Origin of the sequence: Klebsiella sp. K47 (genome assembly GCF_051858335.1) — a bacterium.
Taxonomy (GTDB): Bacteria; Pseudomonadota; Gammaproteobacteria; order Enterobacterales; family Enterobacteriaceae; genus Klebsiella; species Klebsiella pneumoniae.
Genome location: NZ_JBPYUI010000010.1, coordinates 48,904 through 74,535 on the forward strand (window position 1 = coordinate 48,904; position 25,632 = coordinate 74,535).

The window sequence follows — 25,632 nt, forward strand, 5'->3', positions numbered from 1 at the left end:
TCCTGACGTGTTTTTTTGCGAACTGCTTCTGATGCCAAAGCTCCGGACGCGTGAAAGTGACCCACCGCCAACCGCAGGAGGCGGTGCATAACCATTTACAATTATATTTTATTTGAATGTATTCATGTTACATATTAAATTCTGCTTACTTTATCGACGATGAGGCAAGGATGCGGATGTGGAGAGCGTAATCCATAACAATATTGAGGGTTTTCTGCTGTTGTTATTAAGCATGTGGCCGATTCTGCTGGTGGTATTCATTGGTGTCGCAATTTCATTCTATACCATGCTGTTACGTAAGACGGCGCTGGCCTGCCTGCTTTTCGCCCTTGCCATCGGCGCCGCAGGCTGGAGTCTCGCTTAGCCGCTGGCCTCAGGGTTTATCCAGCAGGCTCATACTGGAGGTGGCGGCGCCATCATTCAGATTGGCGGGCGAATGCCAGTCGCGACCCGCCAGCGCACTGTCGCTCTGTCCGCTGCCGACGCCTTGCTGCGTCGACAGCGATGAACCTTCCAGTGCTTCATCCGCCCCTGACCGATCGGGCAGGGAACTGGTATAGCCGCCATTATTCGAGTACGTATCCATGCCGTTGACTTCGTTAGGCACCGTGTCGGTAGTCGTACCGTCATCGTTAATGCAAAACGAGCCGCCAATGCCGTTTGGCTGACAGTCTGCAGCAAAAGCCGGACTGGCCAGCGCGGTCAGTAGCAATAACGGTAAGCCGATTTCCTTCATTCTTATCTCCCAGGGCCGTGTGGTCTGCCAGACATTCTGTACTATAGCGGCGGCAGTAGCGCGGTAAGTAACAAAACTGTGTAATTTTGTAATGGCCGGTGGACGGTTTGTCGTTCGGCCAGGAAAGAGCGTGCGCTAAGCGTGGCATAGCGGCTCGGCAGAAAGCGGTAATCAATTGTTAATTCTACGTAAAGGTTAATGAAAATTTAAGGGAACGCCGCTATGTTGGCAGCATCATACTTTCCATAAAGGATATGCCATGCGCGATAAATATTCCGGCCTGCAGATTGGGATTCATTGGCTGGTTTTTTTGCTGGTAGTAGTAGCCTATGCGGCGATGGAGCTGCGCGGGTTTTTTCCCCGCAGTGAACGGCCATTGATTAATATGGTGCATGTTTCCTGCGGGATCACCATTTTCGTGCTGATGGTGGCGCGTCTGCTGGTGCGGCTGAAATCGCCGGCGCCGCCGATCGTACCGAAACCATCGCCGATGATGACCGGTTTCGCCCATATTGGTCACCTGGCGATCTATTTGCTGTTCATTGCCTTGCCGTTGATCGGCATGGTGATGATGTACTGGCGCGGTAACCCCTGGTATGCCTTTGGTCTGACCATGCCGTATGCCCCGCAGAGCGATTTTGAGCGGGTGGATACCCTGAAGGCGATCCATGAATGGTTGGCCAATGCCGGGTACTTTGTGATTGGCCTGCATGCTCTCGCCGCGCTGCTCCATCATTACTGGTGGAAGGATAATACTCTGCTGCGAATGATGCCTCGTAAGCGCTAAATCATCCTCTTTCACTTCCTGACCCCGTCCCGCGACGGGGTTTTTTTTGCCTTCACCGCTAATAGAATATAGTATACCCCCCTATATGATACGGAGGCGTAATCGTGCCACATTCACCTGAAGATAAAAAACGGGCGCTCAGCCGCGTAAGACGCATCCGCGGCCAGGTCGAAGCCCTTGAGCGCGCGCTGGAGTCCGGCGAGCCCTGTATGACTATTTTGCAGCAGATCGCCTCGATTCGCGGGGCGGCGAACGGCCTGATGGGCGAAATGGTGGAGATCCACCTGCAGGACGAGCTGGTCAGCGGCGACACCACCCCTGAGCAGCGGGCCGCGAGAATGGCAGAGGTCGGTCATCTGCTACGATCCTATTTAAAATAACATCACGACGAGGAAGAGACAGTTATGAAATCACGCGCAGCAGTGGCCTTCGGCCCCGGTCAGCCGTTAAAAATCGTTGAGATCGACGTCGCGCCGCCGAAAAAAGGCGAAGTTCTGGTGAAAATCACCCACACCGGGGTGTGTCATACCGATGCCTTCACCCTCTCCGGTGACGATCCGGAAGGTGTCTTCCCGGCGGTGCTGGGCCATGAGGGCGGCGGGATTGTCGTGGAAGTAGGCGAGGGCGTCACCAGCCTTAAGCCGGGCGATCACGTCATTCCGCTGTATACCGCCGAATGTGGCGAGTGCAAATTCTGTAAGTCGGGTAAAACCAACCTCTGTCAGGCGGTGCGTGCCACCCAGGGTAAAGGACTGATGCCGGACGGCACCACTCGTTTCTCGTACAATGGCGAACCGATCTATCACTATATGGGCACCAGCACCTTCAGCGAATATACGGTTTGCGCCGAGATTTCGCTGGCGAAAGTCAATCCGCAGGCGCCTTTGGATAAAGTGTGCCTGCTGGGCTGCGGCGTAACCACCGGTATCGGCGCGGTGCATAACACGGCGAAGGTCAAGGCCGGGGATAGCGTCGCGGTCTTTGGTCTGGGCGGCATTGGTCTGGCGGTGATCCAGGGCGCGGTGCAGGCGCAGGCCGGGCGCATTCTGGCGGTTGATACCAACCCGGATAAGTTCACTCTCGCGAAAGAGATGGGCGCGACCGATTTTATCAATCCGAACGACTACGATAAGCCGATTCAGGATGTGATTGTTGAGCTGACCGACGGCGGGGTGGATTTCAGCTTCGAGTGCATCGGCAATGTAAATGTGATGCGCGCGGCGCTGGAGTGCTGCCATAAAGGCTGGGGTGAGAGCGTGATCATCGGTGTAGCCGGCGCCGGGCAGGAGATCAAGACCCGTCCGTTCCAGCTGGTGACCGGCCGCGTGTGGCGCGGTTCCGCCTTCGGCGGCGTAAAAGGGCGCAGTCAGCTGCCGGGCATGGTGGAAGACGCCATGGCGGGTAAAATTCGCCTCGATCCGTTTATTACCCATCGCCTGCCGCTGGAGCAGATTAACGAGGCCTTTGATCTGATGCATGAAGGTAAATCGATTCGCACCGTGATCCACTTTGGCGTCCAGTAATCCCCGACGCTGAAGGCGAATCGTCACCCATAAAAAAAGGGCCCGGATGGGCCCTTTTGTGTATGTCGATCAGTGATGGTCTGGGAGCGCGTAGGCGATGATGTAATCGCCGCGATCCGGTGACTGGCGGGCGCCGCCGGCATTGATAATGATGTACTGCTTACCGGTTTTCGGTGAGACGTAGGTCATCGGGCCGGACTGGCTGCCGACCGGCAGACGCGATCTCCAGATCTCTTTGCCGTTCGCGGTATCAAAGGCGCGCAGGTAGAAATCCTGGGTGCCGGCGAAGAACAGCAGTCCGGACTGCGTTGCCAGCGATGCGCCAAGGGTCGGCATGCCGATTGGAATTGGCATGTGCATACGTATGCCCAGCGGCCCGGTGTCTTCTACGGTGCCAACCGGCACCTGCCACACCAGTTTCCCGGTTTTCAGATCTACCGCGGACATGGTGCCGAACGGCGGCTTCTGGCACGGAATGCCCAGCGGCGACAGGAAACGTTCGCGCATCGCGCCAAACGGCGTGCCTTCCATCGGCACGATGCCCATCTCGATCCCGCTGGCGTCTTTCGCCACCTTCGCGCGCGGCACCATATAGTTGGCCAGGCCCAGACGCATATCGTTGACAAACATCAGGCTGTTGTTTGGATCCAGCGAAACACTGCCCCAGTTCATGCCGCCGAGCGAGCCCGGGAACTGCAGGGAACGATCTTCACCTGGCGGGGTAAAGACGCCCTGATGGCGCATCTCTTTGAACTGAATACGGCACAGCAGCAGGTCGATCGGTGTCGCTCCCCACATATCGGACTCGGTCAACGTCTGGTTGCCGATCATCGGCATCCCTACCGAGTAAGGTTGCGTCGGCGAGTAGCGTTCACCTTTGACGTTGCCCGCCGGCACCGGACGCTCTTCAACTTTGGCCACCGGCTCGCCGGTCTCGCGGTTGAGCATAAAGATCATGCCCTGCTTGCTGGTCTGCACCAGCACCGGGGTGGTGCCGCCCTTGCCGTCAGGCAGATCGTACAGCAGCGGCTGAGACGGCAGGTCAAAGTCCCACAGATCGTGGTGTGTGGTCTGGAAGTGCCAGCGCACCTGGCCGGTGGTGGCATCCACAGCCACGATAGAGGAGCTGTATTTATCGTCCAGCGCGGTACGTTCGCCGCCAAAGAAATCTGGCGTGGCGTTGCCGGTGGGCAGATAGATCAGATTCAGCTTCGCGTCGTAGGACATCGCCGACCAGACGTTTGGCGTACCGCGCGTGTAGGTCTGGCCTTCCGGCGGAACACCGGTCAGCGCTGGATTGCCCGGATCCCACGCCCATGCCAGTTTGCCGGTGTGGACATCAAACGCGCGGACCACGCCCGGCGGTTCGCCAGTGGAGTAGTTATCCGCGACGCGGCCGCCCACCACCACCACATTGCCCGCCACCAGCGGGGTGGAGGTCTGCTGATAGTAACCCGCTTTCACTTCACCCATGCCGACACTGAGGTCGACAATACCGCCATCGCCGAAGCTTTCGCACAGTTTGCCGGTATCGGCATCAATGGCGATCAGGCGGGCGTCGATGGTCGGCAGGAACAGACGACGGGAACAGGCGGCCGGCTGCGTGCCTGCCGCTGGCGCGGTTTGCGCCTGGCTATCTTCGTAATAGCCTAAGCCGCGGCAGCGCTGCCAGTTGGGTGAAGAGGATTTGGAGTCATAGCGCCATTTCTCTTTTCCGCTGTCCACATCCAGCGCCAGCACTTTACTGTAAGGGGTACAGACATAGAGAGTATCGCCAATCTGCAGCGGGGTGTTCTGATCTTCTGCGCCCGAGCCGTTGCTCTGTGGGATATCGCCAGTATGCGCTACCCAGGCAACCTGCAGCTGGTTGACGTTTTGTTTGTTGATTTGGTCGAGGGCGGCGAAACGGTCGCCGTGGGTGGTGTTACCCCAGTGCGCCCAGTTTTTCTGCTGTTCGCCTGGCGCGACGGGCTTGACTGGTACCGCTTCAGTCGCGCTGACCAGCGGTGCGGATTTGAACATCCAGCCAAAGCTCACCGCCAGCGCCACGGCGAGAACGGCGGCGACGCCATAGGCCGGGCCTTTTTTCGCCGGTGGGCTGGCGAGGAAAGGCCAGACCAGGGCGGCCAGGAAGGCCAGTACGCCGAGCGCAAACAGGCGCGAGAAGAGCGGCCAGTAGTTCCAGCCAGCGTCACTAATCGCCCAGATCACCGAGGCGATAAACGCCACGGCGTATAACAGAATACCGCCGCGGCGGTTGCGGAAAATCAACACCGCCGCGATGACCATGACCACGCCCATCAGCGCGAAGTACAGTGTACCGCCGACGAGGGCCAGTTTTGCCCCAAGAATACCCACAGCCAGACCGATGATTAGCATCAGTCCGGCGAGAAGCCACTGCAGGATCCGGGGGAATCCGCGCGGCGCGTTGCCAGTTGCCATGTAATCTCCTTAACCACACCAGCCACCTCACTGTGAACCAAATGAAACATGTTGCTTTTGAATCATTTTTGAATGAAGTGGTTTTAACCTTCATAAAACTGTATTTGTTGCTTGATTAGATTTAGAGTGAACCATTTGGTGAAATCGAGACATGATAGATCTGTTAAAGAAGTTTGCGCAAATGTTAATAAATAATTTCGCACTAAATGATTATTTTGCCGAATATGTCTAACGTCATGGGGAGCGGCGTCGGCGCGTTTGCAGGTTCCCCGGCCGCTGCGGGCCGGGGAGAAAGGGGGTCAGGCAGGCATGGACTTACGGATAGCGCTGAGCAGCGTCTGCGTACCCGGAGTCAGTGTCGCATCGACGCGGGTTAAAATGCCGATGGGCTCTCCGGCGCCCTGGGTGGCGATCGGCAGGGCGGTTAGCACGCCACGGCGAAGATCGTCTTTTACCGCCCCGGAAGGGACAAACCAGACATAGTCAAAATCCACCGTCAGCTGGCGCGACAGGGAGGCGGAAAGGGTCTCGATGCAGCCGGCGGGCATCTTACAGCCCTGGCTCTGGAGCAGCGCTTCGGCGTTTTGCCGCGGCACGGTGCCTTTGGGTGAGACCACCACCGGCCACTCCATCACCCGACTAAGGGTCACCGTCTCCTGAAGCAGGGGATGTCCCGGGCGAACCACCAGCTTCAGGGATTCAAGGAACAACAGTTCGTAATGCAGCCCGCTCATCAGCTCCGGGTCGGACATACGTCCAATGCCGATGTCGATCTCCCCGGATTTTAAGCCGGCAAGCAGCATGGTGTTGTTCATAGTGGCGACCTGCAGCGTGATATCTTTTTGCTGCTTGTGAAACTGGCCGATCACCGTCGGCAGGATCCCCAGCGCGGCGGTGGGCAGCGCGCCGATGCGCACGATATCGTTATTCAGGCCCTCTTTGCGGTTCAGCGCCTGGCCGGCCGAATTAAGGGCGTCAAGCACCTTAACGGCATGCGTCAGAAACTGTTCGCCGACCAGGGTTAGCTGCGCCCCAAGACGACCCCGCTCGAACAGCCGGGTACCGGTCAGCTGTTCTAGCTCGTTAAGCGTTTTCGAGAGTGCTGGCTGGCTCAGATTTAATGTTTCAGCCGCGCGCCCCAGCGTTCCCTGTTGAGCGACGGCCACGAAGGTGTGTAGATGGCGCAAGCGAATGCGCTGACTGAAGAGACCATTTTTTTCCATAGTAAGATGATGTTAAAAACACAGCGGTGAAAGAGACAAGCGGACTTGTTTAAATTTGATAACCAGATAGCAAAATATTATTAACATTTGAGTTGGTTACATGACAAGATCTTTCCCTGTGGTTGAAAACGCCTTCGCCCCGCAGAACCGGGGCGAAGGTGGTTGTCACCGCGACGGCTAAATATCGAAAAAGACGGTTTCGTTCTCGCCCTGCAGATGAATGTCAAAACGATAGACCACTTCCGTACCGCGAACCTCGCGCTCGGCGATTAAGGTTTTGCGCCTCACCTCCCACTCGATGAGATTCAGCACCGGGTCGCTGGCGTTGGCCTCGTGTTCATCGGCAAAGTACATCCGCGTATTCAGGCCAATATTGATCCCCCGCGCCACCACCCACAGGTTGACGTGCGGCGCCATCAGCCGGCCATCGCGACCGACCACCGGGCCCGGCTTGATGGTTTCAAAGCGCCAAATGCCGGAGGTGAAATCAGAGCAGGTACGCCCCCAGCCGCGGAAGGCCGGGTCGACGGCTTTCTGCTGTTGACGATCGTCAGGATGGTTATAGCGACCCGCGGCGTTGGCCTGCCAGATCTCCAGCAGCACATCGCGGACCGGCGTCCCGGAGCCGTCGATGACCCGGCCTTCAATGGTGATGCGCTCCCCGGCGGTATCGGCGGTAGTGAGGACCGGGCCAAAATTTTTCTCAAAAATATGAAAGCCTGCGGCGTCCGGCGCCAGGCCGATATGAACATAGGGTCCCGCCGTCTGCGAGGCGGTTTCAGGCAGATACTCTTTCATCGGGCGGCCCCCTGAGTGCGATTTTCAAACAGCGTGGCGCGGTGGCCGCGCAGAACAAGGTCGAAGCGGTAGGCCAGACAATCCAGCGGTACGGCGGCGTGCATGTCCAGCTCGGCGATCAGCGTGCGCACGGCGTCGTCATTATTAATAGTCCTGACGATCGGGCACTGCTTAATCAGCGGGTCGCCTTCAAAATACATCTGGGTGATCAGGCGCTGGGCCCAGGCGTCGCCTGAGAGAGAAAAATGGATATGCGCCGGACGCCAGTCGCTGGCCTGGTTGCGCCAGGGGTAGGGGCCGGGTTTGATGGTGCGAAAACAGTAATAGCCGTTTTCATCGGTAAGCACCCGGCCGCAGCCGCCAAAGTTCGGGTCAATCGGCGCCAGATACTGATCTTTTTTATGCCGGTAGCGACCGCCAGCATTGGCTTGCCAGACTTCCACCAGCGTATTTTTCATCGGTCGGCCGAATCCATCGCGCACGTAACCGTGGACGATGATCCGCTCGCCGATCGGCAGGCCTTCTTTGGCATAGTTCAGGATTAGGTCATTATCCAGAGGGCCGAGGTCGTCGCGGCTAAATACCGGGCCGGTGATCTCTGACAGCGAGTTCTGCAGAGAGATGAGGGCGTTTTTTGGCGAGCGCAGGACGCTGGTTTTATAGCCCGGCGCGTAAGCGGGCGGGTGGCTACTGTAATCGCGATGGACAACCTCACGTGGGGACCATTTGTCGTTCATAGGGTACTCCGTGTAGACGGTAGAGGGGCATATTGTTGTAATGTCGCCAGAAGCAGTGTGTGTAAATGTATTGTTAATTTAAAGTGAAATTACCGGGTGTTTTTCATAACTATGGGTTATGTTTTGAGCAATGACCTGGGCCGGCGGCAGGTTATCGCCATCACAGTTTGTAAATTCTTCCCCCCGCCGCGAGGCAGCTTTCCTACACTCCAGGAAGTATTCACTGGAGGTAACACATCATGGCGAACACCATCACGGCTGATGAGATTCGGGAGCACTTTTCGCAGGCCATGTCGGCCATGTACCAGCAGGAAGTTCCGCAGTACGGAACGCTGCTGGAGCTGGTGGCTGACGTCAACCTGGCGGTACTGGAAAATAATCCGCAGCTGCATGAACAGCTCGCTAACGCTGACGAGCTGGCGCGCTTAAACGTGGAGCGCCACGGCGCGATTCGCGTGGGCACAGCGGAAGAACTGGCGACGCTCCGTCGCATGTTTGCCATCATGGGAATGTATCCCGTTAGCTATTACGATCTCTCGCAGGCCGGCGTGCCGGTCCACTCCACGGCGTTTCGTCCCATCGACGATGCCGCGCTGGCGCGCAATCCATTTCGGATTTTCACCTCGCTGCTGCGCCTGGAGCTGATTGAAAATCACGCCCTGCGCGAGCGGGCCGAGGCGATCCTCGCGCGGCGCAAAAACTTCACCCCCCGCTGCCTGGCGCTGATTGCGCAGTATGAAGCAGAGGGCGAATTCACCTCTGCCGACGCGCGCGAGTTTGTCCAGGAGGCGCTGGAGACGTTCCGCTGGCACCGGCAAGCCACCGTCGATGAGGAGACTTACCATGCTCTGCATCGCGAGCACCGCCTGATTGCCGATGTGGTCTGTTTCCCGGGGTGTCATATCAACCATCTCACGCCGCGGACGCTGGATATTGACCGCGTCCAGTCCCTGATGCCGGAGTGCGGTATTGAACCCAAAGCGTTGATTGAAGGGCCACCGCGCCGGGAGGTTCCGATCCTCCTGCGGCAGACCAGCTTTAAGGCGCTTGAGGAGCCGGTGATGTTCGCCGGAGAACACCGAGGCACCCATTGCGCCCGCTTTGGCGAAATTGAGCAGCGGGGCGTGGCGCTGACGCCGAAAGGGCGCGCGCTGTACGATCGGCTGCTGCAGGCGGCAGGAACCGGGAAAGATAATCTCAGCCACCAGCAGCATCTACAGGAGGTGTTTAGCGAATTTCCCGACAGCGAATTTCTGCTCCGTCAGCAGGGGCTGGCCTGGTTTCGCTACCGCCTGACGCCCACGGGTGAGGCACATCGCCAGGCGTTTCGCCCGGGCGACGATCCGCAGCCGCTGATTGAGCGCGGGTGGGTGGTCGCCCAGCCGATTATTTATGAAGATTTTTTACCGGTCAGCGCGGCGGGCATTTTTCAGTCCAATCTGGGCAACGAGACCCAGGCGCGCAGCCACGGGAACGCCAGTCGCGAGGCGTTTGAGGCAGCTCTGGGCTGCCCGGTGCAGGATGAGTTTGAACTATACCGACAGGCGGAGGAGCGCAGCAAACGACGTTGCGGTCTGCTGTAAAATCAGTACCCTGCTGGCATCAGCCTTACAGGGAGCAGGTTATGCAACATCCGTCGAAACCGTTGGCGAAAACCCGTCAGGGAACGCTTGCCGGGAGCGCAGAACAGGGGATTCATATCTGGCGCGGCATTCCGTACGCCGCGCCGCCCGTGGGCCCGCTGCGCTGGCGCGCGCCGCAGCCAGCCGCCCGCTGGCAGGGGGTACGTCCAGCTGAGACCTTTTCCGCCGCCAGCTGGCAGGACATTGACTACTGCCGCGAGCTCGGCGGCGGCGATCCTGGCGCCTTCAGCGAAGACTGCTTATATCTCAACGTCTGGGCCCCGGCCAGCGCAGCGCAGCCGCTGCCGGTGATGGTCTGGCTGCACGGCGGCGGGTTTACCATCGGCGCCGGCAGCCTGCCGCCTTACGATGGCAAAGCGCTTGCCAGCCGCGACGTGGTGGTGGTGACAGTTAACTACCGGCTGGGCCATCTCGGTTTTTTCGCCCATCCGGCGCTGGAACAAGAGGCGGGCGAACGTCTCTATAATTTCGCGTTGCTCGATCAGATTGCCGCTCTGCAGTGGGTTCAGGAGAATATCCACGCCTTCGGCGGGGATGCCGCCAACGTCACGCTGTTTGGCGAATCCGCCGGGGCGCGCAGCGTGCTGTCGCTAATGGCCTCCCCGAAAGCGAAAGGGCTGTTTCATAAAGCGATTATTCAGAGCGGGTATACGCTACCCGATCTGCCGCGGGAAAAAGCGCTGGAAAAAGGGCGCCTGCTGGCGGAACACTTCGCCTTACCGCAAGCCAGCGCTGAGGAATTGCGGGCGATCCCCGCGGAGGCCTTCTGGTCGCTCACCGCGCCGCTGAATACCGGGCCAGCGCCTATTGCCGGAGACGCGGTGCTGCCGCAGCCGATGCTGGAGACCTTCTTTGCCGGCCGCCAGCATCCGATACCGGTGATGATCGGCTCCAATAGCGATGAAGCCAGCGTGATGGCCGTGTTCGGCGTCGATATTGCCGGGCAGATCCAGAAGCTGCGCCGAGAGCGCCGTCTGGGGCTGGGGCTGATCAAACTCCTCTATCCCGGCGTGAAGGGCGATGAAGCGCTGGGGCGGGAAGTATGCCGCGACATGGCCTTCACCACCCTTGGTTATGTAGTGATGCAGGCGCAACAGCGCGTGGGTCAGCCGTGCTGGCGCTACTGGTTTGATTATGTCGCGGAAGCGGAGCATGACGCCTACCCGCATGGGGCCTGGCATGGCAACGAGGTGCCCTACGTGTTTGATAACCTGCGGTTGACCGACCCGGTGCGGCAGTACGCCAGCGAAGCGGATCTGGCCTTCGCCGCTCAGGTCGCTGACTACTGGGCGCAGTTTGCCCGCCTCGCCAGCGGCGAGCAGACGCTTTCCGGCGCGGTGCGCTGGCCGGCGTGCCTGCGCGGGCGGGATCGCCTGTTGCGCATTGGCTTGCATAAGCGCGCCGGGTTTAAAGTGGAGAACCGCTTTATGCGCGCCAGACTGGCGCTGTTTCGCCGGGTGATGAAGCATCACGTGACGCTGGAATAAATCCCATAATGCGCAACTGTCGCCACCGACCGGTGGCGACGTTATCTCACATGACCACCACCGGCTTGATCACCTTGCCGGACGCCGAATCGGCGAAGGCCTGGTTGATATCGGCCAACGGATAGCGGGCGATAAGCTTATCGATAGGGAATTTTCCCTGTTTATAGAGTTGCACCAACAGCGGAATAAACAGCGCCGGCACGGCGTCGCCTTCAATCACCCCGACCAGCGATTTTCCCTCCGCCATCAGGTCGTTCTGCACGTTAAGGGTGATATCTCCGGTAAAGCCCACAATCGCCACCGTTCCCAGCGGTTTCACCGCGTGTACGGCCTGCAGAACGATAGCGGAGACGCCGGTCGTTTCCACCGCGTAGTGGGCGCCTTTACCGGTGATTTGTTTAATCACGGCGACGGCATCCTGTTCCTTACCGTTGATCTGATGGGTGGCGCCCAGTTCGCGCGCCAGGGCGAGGCGGCTGGCATGGATATCCACCGCGATAATCTGCGAACAGCCGGTTAATTTCGCTGCCATGATGGCGCTGAGCCCCACCGCGCCGCAGCCAAACACCACCAGCGATTCGCCGACCACCGGTTTCAGGCGGTTGAGCACCGTCCCGCTACCGGTCTGGATACCGCAGCCCAGCGGGCCGAGCAGGGTGAGATCAACCTCCGGGTCGACCACGACCGCGTTGCTGGCGCGGGTGACCACATACTGGCTGAAAGACGACTGGCCAAAGAACAGGGACAGATCCTGGTCTCCCAGCCGGTAGGGGGTGGTGCCATCCTCGCGTCGGCCGCCAAAATTAAGCGTATTAAAATCTTCGCAAGCCGAAGGGTGGTTGCTTAAACAATTTTCGCAGTGGTGGCAGGCGGCGTAGCTGAGCACTACGTGGTCTCCTACTCTGATGCCGCTAACCGCCTCGCCGACGCTGGCAACGATCCCGGCGCCTTCATGGCCGAGGATCGCCGGCATAGGCACCACCCCGGGGTTGTCGCGCATCACGGCGTCGGTATGGCAGACGCCGGTGGCGACAATTTTCACTAATATCTCGTCCTTCCCCGGCGGGGCGACCTCGACGTCTTTGATGACAAAAGGCTGCTGGTAGCCCAGCGTAACGGCTGCTTTCACTTGCATGGCATGACTCCTGAATGAATTCCCTGGAGAGCGTGGCGGGACAGCCCGAACGGCTCTCCCCTGTTGGCCGCTAACGTGAAGAAAGATAGCGGTTATCGGGGAAAAGTTAGCACCAGGCGCGATGGGAATTTGCGCGAATCGTGCCTAAAAAACGCGCGCGGCGAGGAGCGATACATGGGGTGAATATTCAGCACTGGAGAATAGATTTCCCTTGAATAGTCAGGGGTAAAAAGCGGCAGGCAGCGTGTATGCCCAGGCTACACGTCAGAGGAAATGAAAAAAACAGTCTGTTCCTCTGGACAGGGCTTTTTTACCTTTTTTCTGCTGGCAACAATTGGATTATTAATCGTTTTTGTCTAGAGTGGGCGGAAATTATCACGCAGCGTGATGACGCGTTGCGAATCAATTCACCCGTGCAGAAGGACGCTTTCTCAGGCATGAACCGCAGACGTTTTCTTAAATCTTCCATGGCTGTTGCCGCCGTATGCGGAACGTCAGGAGTCGCTTCCTTATTCAGTCAGGCCGCTTTTGCCGAAGACGCGGGCATTGCCGACGGGCAAACGCGTCGTTTTGATTATGCTGTTCTGCAGGCGATGGCTCACGATCTGGCGCGCCAGCCGTGGGGCGGCGCCCCGCGCGATCTGCCGCCGACGCTCGCCAATCTCACCCCGCAGGCCTATAACAGCATCCAGTACGATGCCAACCACTCGCTGTGGAACAATATTGAAGAGCGTAAGCTGGACATCCAGTTTTTCCACGTCGGGATGGGGTTCCGTCGCCGCGTGCGGATGTTCTCTTTAGACGCCAGCACCCAGCAGGCGCGCGAGATCCACTTCCGTCCGGAGCTGTTTAAGTACAATGACGCCGGTGTGGATACCCGTCAGCTGGAAGGACAGTCTGACCTCGGCTTCGCCGGGTTCCGGGTGTTTAAAGCGCCGGAGCTGGCGCGCCGCGATATCGTGGCGTTCCTCGGCGCCAGCTACTTCCGCGCGGTAGACAGCACCTATCAGTATGGCCTGTCGGCCCGCGGTCTGGCGGTGGATACCTTTACCGATACCCCGGAAGAGTTTCCCGACTTTACGTCGTTCTGGTTCGAAACGGTCAAAGGGGACGCCACGGTGTTTACCGTTTACGCGCTGCTGGACAGCCCGAGCATCACTGGCGCCTACAAGTTCACCATCCACTGCCAGGATACCCAGGTTATCATGGACGTGGAAAACCACCTGTACGCCCGCAAGGATATCAAACAGCTGGGTATCGCGCCGATGACCAGTATGTTCAGCTGCGGCAATAATGAGCGGCGGATGTGCGACACCATCCATCCGCAAATCCACGACTCCGATCGGCTGTCAATGTGGTTGGGCAACGGGGAATGGGTCTGCCGGCCGCTGAATAACCCGCAGAAGCTGCAGTTCAATGCCTTCCAGGACAAGAACCCGCGCGGCTTTGGTCTGTTGCAGCTGGACCGTGATTTCTCCCACTACCAGGATGTGATGGGCTGGTATAACAAGCGTCCCAGCCTGTGGGTTGAGCCGCGTAACCAGTGGGGCAAAGGGGCGGTCAGCCTGATGGAGATCCCAACTACCGGCGAAACGCTGGATAATATCGTCTGCTTCTGGCAGCCGGAAAAGGCGGTGAAGGCGGGCGACGAACTGGACTTCCGCTACCGTCTTTACTGGAGCGCGCAGCCGCCGGTGAGCACTCCGCTGGCGCGCGTTCTGGCCACCCGCACCGGGATGGGGGGCTTCCCCGAGGGATGGGCGCCGGGTGAACACTACCCGGATAAGTGGGCGCGTCGTTTTGCCATCGACTTTGTCGGCGGCGATTTGAAGGCGGCCGCGCCGCGCGGTATTGAACCGGTGATCACCCTCTCCAGCGGGGAAGCGAAGCAGATTGAGATCCTCTACGTCGAGCCGTTCGATGGCTACCGGATCCTTTTCGACTGGTATCCGACCACCGACTCAACCGACCCGGTGGAGATGCGTCTGTTCCTGCGCTGTCAGGGAGAAGCCATCAGCGAAACCTGGCTCTATCAGTATTTCCCGCCGGCAGCAGATAAACGCAACTACGTTGACGACCGGATCATGAAATAACCCTGAGTCACCCGACGCCCGCAGGCAGTCCCTGCGGGCCAGAAGAGAGCGCTATGACCGCAGATATCCCAGCAGTACCTGAGTCGATCCCGGTAACCGACGCGCTGACGCTAATCGCCATTGATGAGCGCTACGTTAGCGACCTGCACCAGCTGGTGGTCAAAAACCAGCGCTGGCTACAGCAGTCGCTCAGTTGGCCCGCCGAGGTGCGCAGCGAAGACGAGACCCGCCGCCATGTGCAGGGCAACGTGATGCTGCATCAGCGGGATTACGCCAAAATGTTTTTGCTGTTTCTCGATAAGCAGCTAGTCGGCGTCCTGTCGTTCAATCAGATCGAGCCGCAGAATAAAACGGCCTATATTGGCTACTGGATCGATGAAGAGCACCAGGGGCAAGGGCTGCTTTCCCGTTCATTACAGGCCTTTATCCGCCATTATGCCGCCAGCGGGCTGGTGCGCCGGTTTGTGATCAAATGCCGGGTGGCGAACACCCGCAGCAACCAGGTAGCGTTGCGCAACGGGTTTGTTCTGGAAGGCTGTCTCCGACAAGCCGAGTATCTGAAAGGTAGCTATGACGATCAGAATATCTACGCCCGCATTATTGACCGCGATGAGGCATTAAAGCGCGCCTAACAGCGGCGTGCGGGTGATGTGCTGCTGGCCGTCAAGCGTTTTCGGGCCGCGCAGATGAATGGCCTCTCCCTCCTGTGCGGCAATCTGCACCTCGTCATTGATGGAGACCTGGTGCTCTAAGATCACATCGCCGATGATGACTGTCCGCCCCTGGATCAGCACATCGTCGTCGAGCAGAATCGGACCACCTCGCAGCTGCGCCTCGCCGCCGACCATCGCCCGATGCTTCAGCAGGCAGTTGCCTTCAATCACCGCATTCTCTGCCACCTGCGAACTGTAGCGCACGGTGGGAATGGCATCCTCTCCACGACCGGCGATCAGACGCGCGTGCCCGTATACCCGGGCGTTATCGCATACCCAGACGTCGTTTTCTTCGTTCCCTTCAAGTCTTGCCTGGTCAAACACTTCCGCCCGATGTTCGACAAACGCATGCTCAACGAAGGCATCGCCGTAGATTTGCGCCTGGTGGAGAATGCGCGAGGCGCTGACGGTGGCTCGCTGATAGATCTGCAGGACTTTGTCGCGATCGGCGGTTAACCCGCGCGCGGCAATCACCTGGCAGTGGGGGAGAAGACGCGCCTCGTCGGCAAGGCGACAATAACCGCGCACCTGGCTCTGCATAACCGTGACGTTGTCACTGATCTGCGCGTGATGGCTGATCTGCGAGGCGTGAATGCAGGCCCGTCCGCCGATGGTGGCCTCATGGCTGACCACGCAGAACCCGGTTAAGCGGGCGTCGTCACGGATGCGCGCCCCGGCGAAGACCACGCTGTTGACATCGTAGATCCAGCACTCCCCCTGCTGGCTGAGAGCGCATTCCTCATCCACCCAGCCGCCTTCGCTGCCCGCTTTAACGTCAGCGAAATCAATAAGCGCCACTATCTGGCGCAGGGTGACGCTTTGTTTGCCATGCTCTTCCTCATAACAATACTGCCGGGTCTGTTCGCTGAGACGGTATTTACGCATGGCCGATCCTTATTACTTATGGTTAACATAAACATAGCAAAGATCGCCATAGCGCGCGGGATAAGGTTCCTTTAGAATGCAACTTCAAATTAAATTGATATCATCAATAAAATGAATAAAACGCAAACGCCGCGGCAGGTGCTAAACCTGCCGGCGGGTTATTTTGGCATGGTGCTCGGCACCATCGGAATGGGCTTCGCCTGGCGTTACGCCAGCACCCTCTGGCCGGTCAGCCGCAGCATTGGTGATGGGCTGGTGACGCTGGCGATGGCGATGTGGGTCCTGCTCAGCATGGCGTTTATCAGCCGGGCGATCCGCTTTCCGGCGAGCGTGCTGCGGGAGATGCGTCATCCGGTGAGCAGCAGCTTCGTCAGCCTGTTTCCGGCCACCACGCTGTTGGTGGCGATTGGTTTGGCTCCCTGGTGCCGGCCGCTGGCGATCGGGCTGTTTGTGCCGGGCGTGGCGCTGCAGCTCGCCTATGCCGCCTGGCAAAGCGGTGGGCTATGGCGGGGGAACCATCCTCGCGAGGCCACCACGCCGGGGTTGTATCTGCCGACAGTAGCCAATAATTTTATCAGCGCGATGGCCTGCGGCGCGCTGGGATTTTCCGATGCCGGACTGGTGTTCCTCGGCGCCGGGGTCTTCTCCTGGCTGAGCCTCGAGCCGGCGATCCTCCAGCGTCTGCGCAGCGCAGGCGAGCTGCCGACGCCGCTGCGCACCTCGCTGGGGATCCAACTGGCGCCTGCGCTGGTGGCCTGCAGCGCCTGGCTCAGCGTCAACGGCGGGGAGGCCGATACCTTCGCTAAGCTGCTGTTTGGTTACGGCCTGCTGCAGCTACTGTTTATGCTCCGTCTGATGCCCTGGTATCTTCGTCAGCCGTTCAATGCTTCTTTCTGGAGCTTCTCGTTCGGCATTTCCGCGCTGGCCACCACCGGTCTGCATCTCGGCCAGGCCAGGGGAGACGGCTTTTTTCATCATCTGGCGATGCCGCTATTTATTTTTAGCAATCTGGTTGTCGGCCTGCTGCTGCTGCGTACAGCGTTGCTGTTGGTCAGCGGGAAACTGTTGCTCCAGGTCGACCGGGAAACACTCCTGAATAAGAAGGAAGGATCATGACAAAGCGTGACGCGGATTATTTTAGTCAAAAATACAGCCTGACCCGCACCCATTCCGAGGTGCTGCATGCCGCGACGATTGTGCCGCCGGGGCGGGCGCTGGATCTGGGCTGCGGCAACGGGCGTAACAGCCTTTATCTGGCGGCGAACGGCTTCGCGGTTACGGCGTGGGATAAAAATCCGATGAGCGTCAACAATCTGGAAAGTATTCGCGCCGCCGAGCGACTGGATAATCTGCAAACGGCGGTGAAAGACCTCAACAGCCTGAGCTTTGACGGCGAGTATGACCTGATCCTCTCCACCGTAGTGATGATGTTCCTCGAGCCTGACACCATCCCGGGCCTGATCGCCAATATGCAGCGCTGCACCGCCGCCGGCGGCTATAACCTGATTGTGGCGGCGATGGATACCGAAGACTATCCCTGCACCGTCGGCTTCCCGTTTGCCTTTAAAGCTGATGAGCTTCGTGATTATTACCAGGGCTGGGAGCTGCTGAAATACAATGAGGACGTCGGCGAGCTGCATCGCACCGACGCCAACGGCAATCGCATCAAATTGCGCTTCGCCACCCTGTTGGCGCGCAAGCCTGCCTGATTCGCCGCGGCGTGGGAAGCTGAGCATGGCCCGCGCCGCATTCCCCGCCAGAGCCTGGGCAAGACAGAGACCCGTTGCGGCGAAAATGAGCCTGGAAAACCGCGCGATACCCCTTTTAAGTGATTATTTATTAACGTAATGTTCAGGCCATCAATATTTATAAATCTTCCTTGACGAAGCCCTTTTTTTGTCACAAAACTAGTGGGTCCTATTTGCTATAACGTCTGCCGAAAAAAAAACTGCATTTACAGGGATCTCTCTATGCGTACTCGCGTTTTACTGAAAGTCGCCGCTCTGGCGGGAATATTGGCGTTGACCGGCTGTGCGGCGAAAGTGGCGCAACCGGATCAGTATTCGGGCTTCTTAAAAGATTATTCCAGTTTGAAAGAAACGACCTCTGCCTCCGGCAAGCCGGAGCTGCGCTGGATCGATCCGAACTTCAATCCGGCCAACTATGACAATATCGTTTATCACCCGGTGACCTACTATCCGGTACCGAAGCCGACCACCCAGGTAGGGGAGAAGGCGCTGCAGGATATTCTTAACTACACCAACAAAGAGCTGAAACAGGCTATTTCCGAGCGTAAACCGCTGGCCACTACCGCCGGCAAGCGCAGCCTCATCTTCCGCGGGGCGATCACCGGGGTGGACTCCAGCAAAGAGGGGCTGCAGTTCTATGAAGTGATCCCGGTTGCTATGATTGTCGCCGGCACCCAGGCCGCCACCGGCCATCGTACCATGGACACCAATCTGTACTTTGAGGCGGAGGTCATTGACGCCAGCACCAATAAGCCGGTCATCAAGGTCGTACGTAAAGGGGAAGGCAAAACCCTGGCGAATGAGAATACACCGCTGACCGTCGATACCCTGAAGCAGGTTATCGATGATATGGCGGTCGACGCCGTTAAATTCGATCCCTCTCAGCGTTAATCGTGCCAGCGCCGTCTGACGACGGCGCTGTTTTTCTTCAGCCTCCTCAGGCCAGCCTTCGGCGCAGCAATAGCTGTTCCGGTTTGGCAAACATCACCATGTTACCCAGCAGGATCAGCGCCAGCCCGATCACGGCGCTGCTGTGCCAGACATACCCTTCATAGACGGTGGAAATGGATAAGGCGACCAGCGGAAACAGCAGCGTACTGTAGGCGGCTTTGCTGGCGCCGATGCGCCCCACGAGAGTGAAATAGGCGCCAAAGGCGATGACCGAGCCGAACAGCGCCAGGTAAAGCAGGGCGCCCAGATAGCTGACGGTCCATTCTGGCATAAAATTATCGCCGCGCAGCAGAGCGATCGCCCCCATCACCAGCGTGCCGTAGAGCATCGCCCAGCTGTTGGTGGTCAGCGTTTCCAGCCCGCGGCGCTGGTGGCGAATACTGAACATATTGCCGAGCGAAAAACCGTAGGTACCCAGGGCGCTCAGCCCGATCCCCCACAGCAGCGAGGCGTTCAGTCCGTTGGCCAGCAGGTCGTCCCAGAACAGGATGACGATACCGGCGAGACCCAGCGCGGCGGCGGCCCAGAAGCGGCCCGGCGGCTGCTGGCGGAAAAAGAGAAAGCTGTTGATGGCGTTAAACAGTACCGCCATCGAAAAGATCACCGATTCCAGACCGGTATTGATCCAGGCGGCGGCGGTATAAAAACACCAGAAATTAAAGCAGAAGACGCAGCAGCCCTGCAGCAGGCAGCAGAGATGATCTTTCGCGCCCAGCGGCCGCAGGCGTCGTGTGACGAGCAGAATCGCCAGCATCGTGACGCTGGCTACGGCGAAACGCCAGGAAATCGATACCGGCGCGGCCACCGGTCCCTGTTGTAAAAAAATCGCGATCCACGTTGTACCCCAGATCACGACAACGAGTGCATAGAGTAATGCGTTCACCCTGGTTCTCCTCTACCTGTTGATGGGAGGAGTATGCCGGCTGCCGCCTGCTGCGGCTTTCACCGGTTTGTTGTCGGCTTGCAAATTCTTGCGCTTATTTGCCATCCGCTGGCGGTGAGGACTGGAAACCGCGCCGTAGTCTCCCTAGACTAGGGCTTTTACAGACAATGTGTGAAGACGATGGGTTACGGGACATTTGAAACATTACGGCGACAGAACGCGGTGCTGAAGGGAACCGTGGAGCTGAATTCCGGTATTCAACTGGCCGCCTGGTATAACAATTGCGATACCGTGACGGTGCGCAGCGACCATCATACTTTAAGTCTGTACGTGGCTGATGGCTACGAAAGCTATCAAAAGACGCCGCACGGCTGGAAAAATGGCGGCGGCCCGGATCGTTTTTGTCTGATGCCGAAAGGCGATGAAAGCGTATGGGATATCCGCGGCGATCTGTCGTTTGTGCATCTTTACTGTACCGATGCGCACCTGCGTCGCGTCGGCGAGGAGGTGTGGGACCGCAGCCCGGCGAACTTCACCCTGCAGGAAAAGACCTTCGCCAGCGATGATAAAATCACCGCAGTGTATCGTCAGTTTTTGCTGGCTAACGACTGGCGGCAGCCGGCGAACCAGCTGACCCTCAGCGCTGCCAGCAGCTTACTGCTTACCCATCTGATCCAGCACTATTCCACCGTGCAGTGGCGTTTGCCGACGGTCACCGGCGGGCTGGCGCCAGGCGTAAAGCGTCACGTACTGGCCTGGATCGATGCTCATCTCGATCAGCCCTTGACCCTGGCCGACCTGGCGCAGCAGGCGGGTCTGAGTGAGTTTCATTTTGCTCGTATGTTTCGTCAGTCGCTAAATATGGCTCCGCATCAGTACGTCATGCAGCAGCGAATGGCGAAGGCGCAAAACCTGATCTGCCATAGCGCGCTGCCGTTAACCGAGATAGCGCTGGCCTGTGGTTTTAGCTCCCCCAGCCATTTCAGCCATCGGGTCAAAGCCGCCACCGGGCTGACGCCCTCCCAGCTACGGGCGGCGCAGCGCGGATAGCACGCCGTAACTCACCCCGCCGAGCACCACGCCCCAGAAGGCGGAGCCAATTCCCGCCAGCGTCACCCCGCTGGCGGTGACCAGGAAGGTTAGCACCGCCGCATCGCGTTCACTGGCCTGATGCACTGCCTGAAAAAGACTCCCGCCGATGGTGCCGAGCAGCGCCAGACCCGCCAGCATCTGGATCCACGCCGGCGGCAGGGCCGACATCAGGGCGGTGATTGACCCGCCGAACAGACCGGCCAGCAGATAAAAACCGCCCGCAGCTATGGCCGCCAGCCAGCGCTGGTTCGGATCCGGGTGCGCCTCCGGGCTCTGGCAAATCGCAGCGGTGATCGCCGCGATGCAGATGGAATAAACCCCAAACGGCGCCAGCAGTAGTGCCAACCCACCGCAAACGACGATCAGTGCGGAGACCGGTACGGTATAGCCTGATGCCTGCAGGGTGGCGAACCCCGGAGCGTTCTGCGAGGCCATGGTGACGAGGAAGAACGGCAGACCGACGCTGAGCAAAAGCGCCGGAGTAAACTGCGGGGCGACCCATTCCGGCATCACAAATGCCAGCGGCACGGCGGCGCTAGCCACATCCCCGGACGCCGCCGCAATCAGCGCTCCAATCACCAGCGCGGCCACCACGGCGAAGCGGGGCCACAGCGCTTTACACAGCAGCCAGGCGGCGAGCATCCCGCCGCACAGCGGCAGATGATCCTGTAAGCCGGCGAAGGCCTGCAAACCAAACCGTAGCAGGATCCCAGCCAGCATCGCGGCGGCCAGCGAATGGGGAATGATCTTCATCAGCCGGGCAAACAGGCCGGTGGCGCCGCAGATAACGATTAGCGCGTTGGCGAAAATAAAGATCCCCACGGCCTCGGCGAGGGTCACCCCCTGCAGGCCGCTAACTAACAGCGCAGCGCCCGGCGTTGACCAGGCGGTGAGCACAGGAACTTTCCGCCAGGCGCTCAGCGCGAGAGTACTGATGCCCATGGCGAGGCCAAGAGCCGTCATCCAGCCGGCGATCTGCCCGGGGGTAGCGCCGGCCGCGGCGGCGGCCTGCCAGATGATGGCGGCGGAGCTGGCGTACCCCACCAACACGGCGACGAAGCCAGCGAACAGAGTGGGAAGCGGAAGACTAAACGAGCGCATCGATGATTCCCATGTGCGTTATAACATCCATTCACTGTATCATTGTGCGTTATAACGCACAAGCGGTGGTTCGCGCAGCTACCCTGGGAGAAAAACTCGCCGCCAGTGGCGTACGATGCCGTTAAACGTCCTGAAAAAATCAGACAAATGGCGGTATACTTTGCGCAGTAAAAACGGGAGGAAGGATGAATATTGCGCAACATCTGGCGGCAACGCTTAAAACCCTGCGCCAGCAGCTAGGCTGGAGCCTGTCGCGACTGGCGGAAGAGACCGGGGTGTCGAAAGCCATGCTCGGGCAGATTGAGCGGAATGAATCAAGTCCTACGGTGGCGACGCTGTGGAAGATTGCCACCGGGCTGAACGTACCGTTTTCGGCGTTCATCGTCCCGGACGCCAGCGCCGCGCCCTCCGCGTTTGATCCGCAGCAGCAGGCGATGGTGGTGACGCCAGTATTCCCGTGGGATCCCGAGCTGCGCTTTGACCATTTTTCGATAACCCTTGCCCCCGGCGCGCTGAGCGAATCAACGCCGCATGAGAAAGGGGTGATTGAGCATGTGGTAGTGATAAGTGGTACGCTGGATTTGTGCTTACAAGGGGAGTGGCACTCGCTGCAAGCGGGTGAGGGTAGGCGTTTCGCCGGCGACGCGACGCATGCGTATCGTAACCGCGGCGCCCAGGCGGCCCATTTCCATTCTCTTATCCATTATCCAAAAGAAAAAACCGCGAGCGAACCCGCGGCCAGACAAGATGACTGATGATAACCACTCACAACGTGACGAGGAAAATCCGGAATACGTGATGACAGTACTCTTCGCCGTCATTTGAGGGAAATATCTTTTCCGTCAATACTTTGTTGAAAAGTGAAAATTCGTCGTCGCGCGACGGCGGAAAAGGTTTTCGTCTGCGCCCGGTTCTGACTACAATAGCCGCCATTTCGACCCCCTTATACTGGATAACAACACGCGTATGCGCCTGCACAATCATCGTCTTGAACTTCTTAGTCCTGCCCGCGACGCCGGTATCGCTCGCGAAGCGATCCTTCACGGCGCCGATGCCGTTTACATCGGTGGACCTGGCTTTGGCGCCCGCCACAACGCCAGCAACAGTCTGAGCGATATCGCCGGGCTGGTGCCTTTCGCTCATCGCTTTGGCGCAAAGGTATTTGTGACGCTGAACACCATTCTGCATGACGATGAACTGGAGCCGGCGCAGCGGCTGATTACCGATCTCTACGACGCAGGCGTCGATGCGCTGATCGTCCAGGATATGGGGATCATGGAGCTGGATCTGCCGCCGATTGAGCTGCACGCCAGCACCCAGTGCGATATTCGCAGTGTGGAAAAAGCGAAGTTTCTCTCCGACGCCGGCTTCAGTCAGATCGTGCTGGCGCGCGAACTGAACCTCAGTCAAATCAAAGCCATTTACGACCACACTGACGCCACTATCGAATTCTTTATCCATGGCGCGCTGTGCGTGGCCTATTCCGGGCAGTGTTACATTTCGCACGCCCAGACCGGACGCAGCGCCAACCGCGGCGACTGCTCGCAGGCTTGCCGCTTGCCGTATACCCTGAAGGACGATCAGGGGCGGGTGGTGGCCTATGAGAAACATCTCCTGTCGATGAAGGATAACGATCAGACCGCCAACCTGGCGGCGCTGATCGACGCTGGCGTACGCTCCTTCAAAATTGAAGGCCGTTACAAAGACATGAGTTATGTGAAAAACATCACTGCGCACTACCGTCAAATGCTGGATGCCATTATCGAAGATCGCGGCGACCTGGCGCGCGCCTCGGCTGGACGCACCGAGCATTTCTTTATCCCGTCCACGGATAAAACCTTCCACCGGGGCAGCACTGACTACTTTGTTAATGCCCGCAAAGGCGATATCGGCGCCTTTGATTCGCCGAAATTTATCGGCCTGCCGGTGGGTGAAGTTCTGAAGGTAGGCAAAGACCACCTCGACGTTGAAGTCAGTGAACCGTTAACCAACGGCGATGGTCTCAACGTGATGATTAAGCGCGAAGTGGTGGGCTTCCGTGCTAATACCGTGGAAAAAACCGGCGAAAACCGTTATCGGGTATGGCCGAACGAGATGCCAGCGGATCTGCATAAAGTGCGCCCCCATCAGCCGCTCAACCGCAACCTCGATCATAACTGGCAACAGGCGCTGCTAAAGACCTCCAGCGAACGCCGCATCGCGGTAGATGTGACGTTGAGCGGCTGGCAGGAGCAGCTGGTTCTCACCATGACCTGTGAAGATGGCGTCAGCGTGACCCACACCCTTGACGGGGAGTTCGCCGAAGCTAACCAGGCGGAGAAAGCGTTGGCCAACCTGCGTGACGGTGTCACAAAACTGGGGCAAACCATCTACTATGCGCGCGAAGTGCAGGTTAATCTGCCGCCGCTGTTTGTGCCCAACAGCCTGCTCAACCAGCTGCGTCGGGAAACTGCGGAGATGCTGGATGAAGCACGCCTCAACGCCTGGCAGCGCGGCACCCGCAAGCCGGTCTCTGTACCGCCGCCGGTCTACCCGGAGACCCATCTCTCCTTCCTCGCCAACGTCTATAACCACAAGGCGCGGGCGTTCTACCAGCGCTATGGCGTACAGCTGATCGACGCCGCCTATGAAGCGCACGAAGAGAAGGGCGATGTGCCGGTGATGATCACTAAGCATTGTCTGCGGTTCGCCTTCAACCTCTGCCCGAAGCAGGCGAAAGGCTCCATTAAGAGCTGGAAAGCCACGCCGATGCAGCTGATCCATGGCGATGAGGTCCTGACCCTGAAGTTTGACTGCCGTCCGTGCGAAATGCACGTGGTCGGCAAGATCAAAAACCATATCCTCAAAATGCCGCACCCGGGCAGCATTGTGGCCTCCGTCAGCCCGGACGATCTGATGAAGACGCTGCCGAAGCGCAAAGGGGCCTGATTCGAGTCGATGCTATTGGCAGGATGCCCGCGGTTTACGGTCGTCCTGCCAGCGGTGATGTTCGCGCAGGTCTGCGGCGGCCTCCTCGTGCTGGCTGCGAAGCTCATCGCTATCCGCTTCGTGCAGCAGCTGCTGTTCGAGACTTTGCACCGGAAAGTACTCGTGTCCCTGACGATGGGCCAACAGATGCCCGGAAAATAATGCGCACAGCAACAGCAGGGCGCTTATGCTTCTCTTTAACATACCTTTTCTCGACGGAACAATGGCGTGGACATACTATGTCAGGCGCAATGCAGGCTTTTTTTCGGGCATCTCAAAGAACGGCAAGAGTTTGTCAACGATGGCTGACGAAGGATGAAAAAAGGCCTGACGCGGAAGCCAGGCCAGAGTGTTACGCTTTCGGCGGCAGCGGTTTCCCGCTGTGCTCGCTCCCTTTTGGCGGCTGCTTGCCGTTGTGCTGCGGCTGTTTACCGTCGTGCTGCGGCTGTTTACCGTCGTGCTGCGGCTGTTTGCCGTTGTGCTGCGGCTGTTTACCGTCTCGTTGTGGCTGTTTGCTGTTGTATTGCGCTTGCTTACCTTCGTGTTGGACGTTTTTCACCGGCGGTTTACCCTGATGCTGCGCGCCTTTTTCCGGCGGCGGCGGCGGGTTGTCGGCAGCGAAAGCCCATGACGACATTCCCAGCGTCATTACGGCGTACAGTAAAGCTAACTTCTTCATAGCAATATC

26 protein-coding genes are annotated in these 25,632 nt (G+C 58.7%); 14 read left to right on the forward strand and 12 right to left on the reverse strand.

What is annotated here, in order from left to right:
* Window positions 1–178: 178 nt before the first annotated feature.
* Window positions 179–364 carry a hypothetical protein gene (locus RRF55_RS11780; protein WP_002907644.1) on the forward strand — a complete coding sequence of 62 codons (186 nt, stop codon included), beginning with the start codon at window positions 179–181 and terminating at the stop codon, window positions 362–364.
* Window positions 365–373: 9 nt separating this feature from the next.
* Here RRF55_RS11780 and RRF55_RS11785 read toward each other — a convergent pair whose 3' ends face one another.
* Window positions 374–736, reverse strand: a complete 363-nt coding sequence (locus RRF55_RS11785) for a hypothetical protein (RefSeq protein WP_004143806.1) — start codon at window positions 734–736, stop codon at window positions 374–376.
* A 259-nt stretch (window positions 737–995) separates the two neighbouring features.
* On the opposite strand from RRF55_RS11785, the gene cybB reads away from it, so the two are divergent.
* From cybB to RRF55_RS11800, 3 genes are all read left to right on the forward strand, one after another.
* A complete protein-coding gene (cybB, locus tag RRF55_RS11790; RefSeq protein WP_032415046.1) occupies window positions 996–1,523 on the forward strand; it encodes a cytochrome b561 in 528 nt (175 codons plus the stop codon).
* A gap of 104 nt (window positions 1,524–1,627) precedes the next feature.
* A complete protein-coding gene (locus RRF55_RS11795; RefSeq protein ID WP_002907563.1) occupies window positions 1,628–1,903 on the forward strand; it encodes a metal/formaldehyde-sensitive transcriptional repressor in 276 nt (91 codons plus the stop codon).
* A gap of 24 nt (window positions 1,904–1,927) precedes the next feature.
* Entirely contained in the window at window positions 1,928–3,046 is a 1,119-nt protein-coding gene (locus RRF55_RS11800) for an S-(hydroxymethyl)glutathione dehydrogenase/class III alcohol dehydrogenase (RefSeq protein ID WP_032415044.1), read from the forward strand.
* Window positions 3,047–3,115: 69 nt separating this feature from the next.
* Here the strand turns inward: RRF55_RS11800 and RRF55_RS11805 are convergent, their stop codons facing one another.
* The 4 genes from RRF55_RS11805 to pcaH form a co-directional block, all read right to left on the reverse strand.
* Window positions 3,116–5,488, reverse strand: coding sequence for a membrane-bound PQQ-dependent dehydrogenase, glucose/quinate/shikimate family (locus RRF55_RS11805; RefSeq protein WP_439419128.1), 2,373 nt, complete (start codon window positions 5,486–5,488; stop codon window positions 3,116–3,118).
* Window positions 5,489–5,787: 299 nt separating this feature from the next.
* Window positions 5,788–6,711 carry a LysR substrate-binding domain-containing protein gene (locus tag RRF55_RS11810; protein WP_004143800.1) on the reverse strand — a complete coding sequence of 308 codons (924 nt, stop codon included), beginning with the start codon at window positions 6,709–6,711 and terminating at the stop codon, window positions 5,788–5,790.
* Between the two features lie 177 nt (window positions 6,712–6,888).
* A complete protein-coding gene (gene pcaG / locus RRF55_RS11815) occupies window positions 6,889–7,509 on the reverse strand; it encodes a protocatechuate 3,4-dioxygenase subunit alpha (protein ID WP_004184258.1) in 621 nt (206 codons plus the stop codon).
* Entirely contained in the window at window positions 7,506–8,246 is a 741-nt protein-coding gene (pcaH, locus tag RRF55_RS11820; RefSeq protein WP_002907552.1) for a protocatechuate 3,4-dioxygenase subunit beta, read from the reverse strand. Before pcaH ends, pcaG begins: the two co-directional genes overlap by 4 nt.
* 239 nt (window positions 8,247–8,485) lie before the next feature.
* On the opposite strand from pcaH, the gene hglS reads away from it, so the two are divergent.
* Both hglS and RRF55_RS11830 read left to right on the forward strand, forming a co-directional pair.
* Window positions 8,486–9,829: a 2-oxoadipate dioxygenase/decarboxylase HglS gene (gene hglS / locus RRF55_RS11825; protein ID WP_439419129.1), complete on the forward strand. Its 1,344-nt coding sequence runs from the start codon at window positions 8,486–8,488 to the stop codon at window positions 9,827–9,829.
* A 41-nt stretch (window positions 9,830–9,870) separates the two neighbouring features.
* Window positions 9,871–11,376 carry a carboxylesterase/lipase family protein gene (locus RRF55_RS11830; protein ID WP_023278953.1) on the forward strand — a complete coding sequence of 502 codons (1,506 nt, stop codon included), beginning with the start codon at window positions 9,871–9,873 and terminating at the stop codon, window positions 11,374–11,376.
* Between the two features lie 46 nt (window positions 11,377–11,422).
* Here the strand turns inward: RRF55_RS11830 and RRF55_RS11835 are convergent, their stop codons facing one another.
* Window positions 11,423–12,511, reverse strand: a complete 1,089-nt coding sequence (locus tag RRF55_RS11835; protein ID WP_009484803.1) for an NAD(P)-dependent alcohol dehydrogenase — start codon at window positions 12,509–12,511, stop codon at window positions 11,423–11,425.
* 437 nt (window positions 12,512–12,948) lie between these two features.
* On the opposite strand from RRF55_RS11835, the gene RRF55_RS11840 reads away from it, so the two are divergent.
* Both RRF55_RS11840 and rimL read left to right on the forward strand, forming a co-directional pair.
* Window positions 12,949–14,604, forward strand: a complete 1,656-nt coding sequence (locus RRF55_RS11840; RefSeq protein WP_002907489.1) for a glucan biosynthesis protein D — start codon at window positions 12,949–12,951, stop codon at window positions 14,602–14,604.
* Between the two features lie 53 nt (window positions 14,605–14,657).
* The gene (rimL, locus tag RRF55_RS11845) at window positions 14,658–15,236 is read left to right on the forward strand and encodes a 50S ribosomal protein L7/L12-serine acetyltransferase (protein ID WP_032415040.1); all 579 of its coding nucleotides are present in this window, start codon (window positions 14,658–14,660) and stop codon (window positions 15,234–15,236) included.
* Here the strand turns inward: rimL and ydcK are convergent.
* Window positions 15,222–16,202 carry a YdcK family protein gene (gene ydcK, locus RRF55_RS11850; protein WP_130974852.1) on the reverse strand — a complete coding sequence of 327 codons (981 nt, stop codon included), beginning with the start codon at window positions 16,200–16,202 and terminating at the stop codon, window positions 15,222–15,224. The two genes, rimL and ydcK, sit on opposite strands and share 15 nt — an antisense overlap.
* A gap of 111 nt (window positions 16,203–16,313) precedes the next feature.
* Here ydcK and tehA point away from each other — a divergent pair, with 111 nt between their 5' ends.
* The 3 genes from tehA (at window position 16,314) to RRF55_RS11865 (ending at window position 18,841) form a co-directional block, all read left to right on the forward strand.
* Window positions 16,314–17,318 (forward strand): dicarboxylate transporter/tellurite-resistance protein TehA, encoded by a 1,005-nt coding sequence (gene tehA / locus RRF55_RS11855; protein ID WP_002907483.1) that lies wholly within the window; start codon window positions 16,314–16,316, stop codon window positions 17,316–17,318.
* Window positions 17,315–17,911, forward strand: a complete 597-nt coding sequence (gene tehB, locus RRF55_RS11860; RefSeq protein ID WP_064153407.1) for a tellurite resistance methyltransferase TehB — start codon at window positions 17,315–17,317, stop codon at window positions 17,909–17,911. Before tehA ends, tehB begins: the two co-directional genes overlap by 4 nt.
* 261 nt (window positions 17,912–18,172) lie before the next feature.
* Entirely contained in the window at window positions 18,173–18,841 is a 669-nt protein-coding gene (locus RRF55_RS11865; RefSeq protein ID WP_002907480.1) for a DUF3313 domain-containing protein, read from the forward strand.
* Between the two features lie 46 nt (window positions 18,842–18,887).
* On the opposite strand, the gene RRF55_RS11870 is transcribed toward RRF55_RS11865, so the two are convergent.
* A complete protein-coding gene (locus tag RRF55_RS11870; RefSeq protein ID WP_130974851.1) occupies window positions 18,888–19,784 on the reverse strand; it encodes a DMT family transporter in 897 nt (298 codons plus the stop codon).
* Window positions 19,785–19,964: 180 nt separating this feature from the next.
* On the opposite strand from RRF55_RS11870, the gene RRF55_RS11875 reads away from it, so the two are divergent.
* Window positions 19,965–20,834 (forward strand): AraC family transcriptional regulator, encoded by an 870-nt coding sequence (locus tag RRF55_RS11875; RefSeq protein ID WP_004151213.1) that lies wholly within the window; start codon window positions 19,965–19,967, stop codon window positions 20,832–20,834.
* Here RRF55_RS11875 and RRF55_RS11880 read toward each other — a convergent pair.
* A complete protein-coding gene (locus RRF55_RS11880) occupies window positions 20,811–21,977 on the reverse strand; it encodes a benzoate/H(+) symporter BenE family transporter (RefSeq protein WP_021313839.1) in 1,167 nt (388 codons plus the stop codon). The genes RRF55_RS11875 and RRF55_RS11880 overlap by 24 nt on opposite strands.
* Window positions 21,978–22,162: 185 nt before the next feature.
* On the opposite strand from RRF55_RS11880, the gene RRF55_RS11885 reads away from it, so the two are divergent.
* Window positions 22,163–22,732 carry a helix-turn-helix domain-containing protein gene (locus RRF55_RS11885; protein WP_064153405.1) on the forward strand — a complete coding sequence of 190 codons (570 nt, stop codon included), beginning with the start codon at window positions 22,163–22,165 and terminating at the stop codon, window positions 22,730–22,732.
* 10 nt (window positions 22,733–22,742) lie between these two features.
* Here RRF55_RS11885 and RRF55_RS11890 read toward each other — a convergent pair whose 3' ends face one another.
* Window positions 22,743–22,910 carry a hypothetical protein gene (locus tag RRF55_RS11890; RefSeq protein WP_032421683.1) on the reverse strand — a complete coding sequence of 56 codons (168 nt, stop codon included), beginning with the start codon at window positions 22,908–22,910 and terminating at the stop codon, window positions 22,743–22,745.
* Window positions 22,911–22,943: 33 nt separating this feature from the next.
* On the opposite strand from RRF55_RS11890, the gene RRF55_RS11895 reads away from it, so the two are divergent.
* Complete coding sequence (locus RRF55_RS11895) at window positions 22,944–24,905, forward strand: peptidase U32 family protein (RefSeq protein ID WP_002907469.1); 1,962 nt, start codon at window positions 22,944–22,946, stop codon at window positions 24,903–24,905.
* A gap of 12 nt (window positions 24,906–24,917) precedes the next feature.
* Here the strand turns inward: RRF55_RS11895 and RRF55_RS11900 are convergent, their stop codons facing one another.
* Together RRF55_RS11900 and RRF55_RS11905 are read right to left on the reverse strand one after the other, a co-directional pair.
* A complete protein-coding gene (locus RRF55_RS11900; protein WP_004143781.1) occupies window positions 24,918–25,148 on the reverse strand; it encodes a DUF2554 family protein in 231 nt (76 codons plus the stop codon).
* Window positions 25,149–25,296: 148 nt separating this feature from the next.
* Window positions 25,297–25,623 (reverse strand): hypothetical protein, encoded by a 327-nt coding sequence (locus tag RRF55_RS11905; protein WP_048331885.1) that lies wholly within the window; start codon window positions 25,621–25,623, stop codon window positions 25,297–25,299.
* Between the last annotated feature and the right edge of the window lie 9 nt (window positions 25,624–25,632).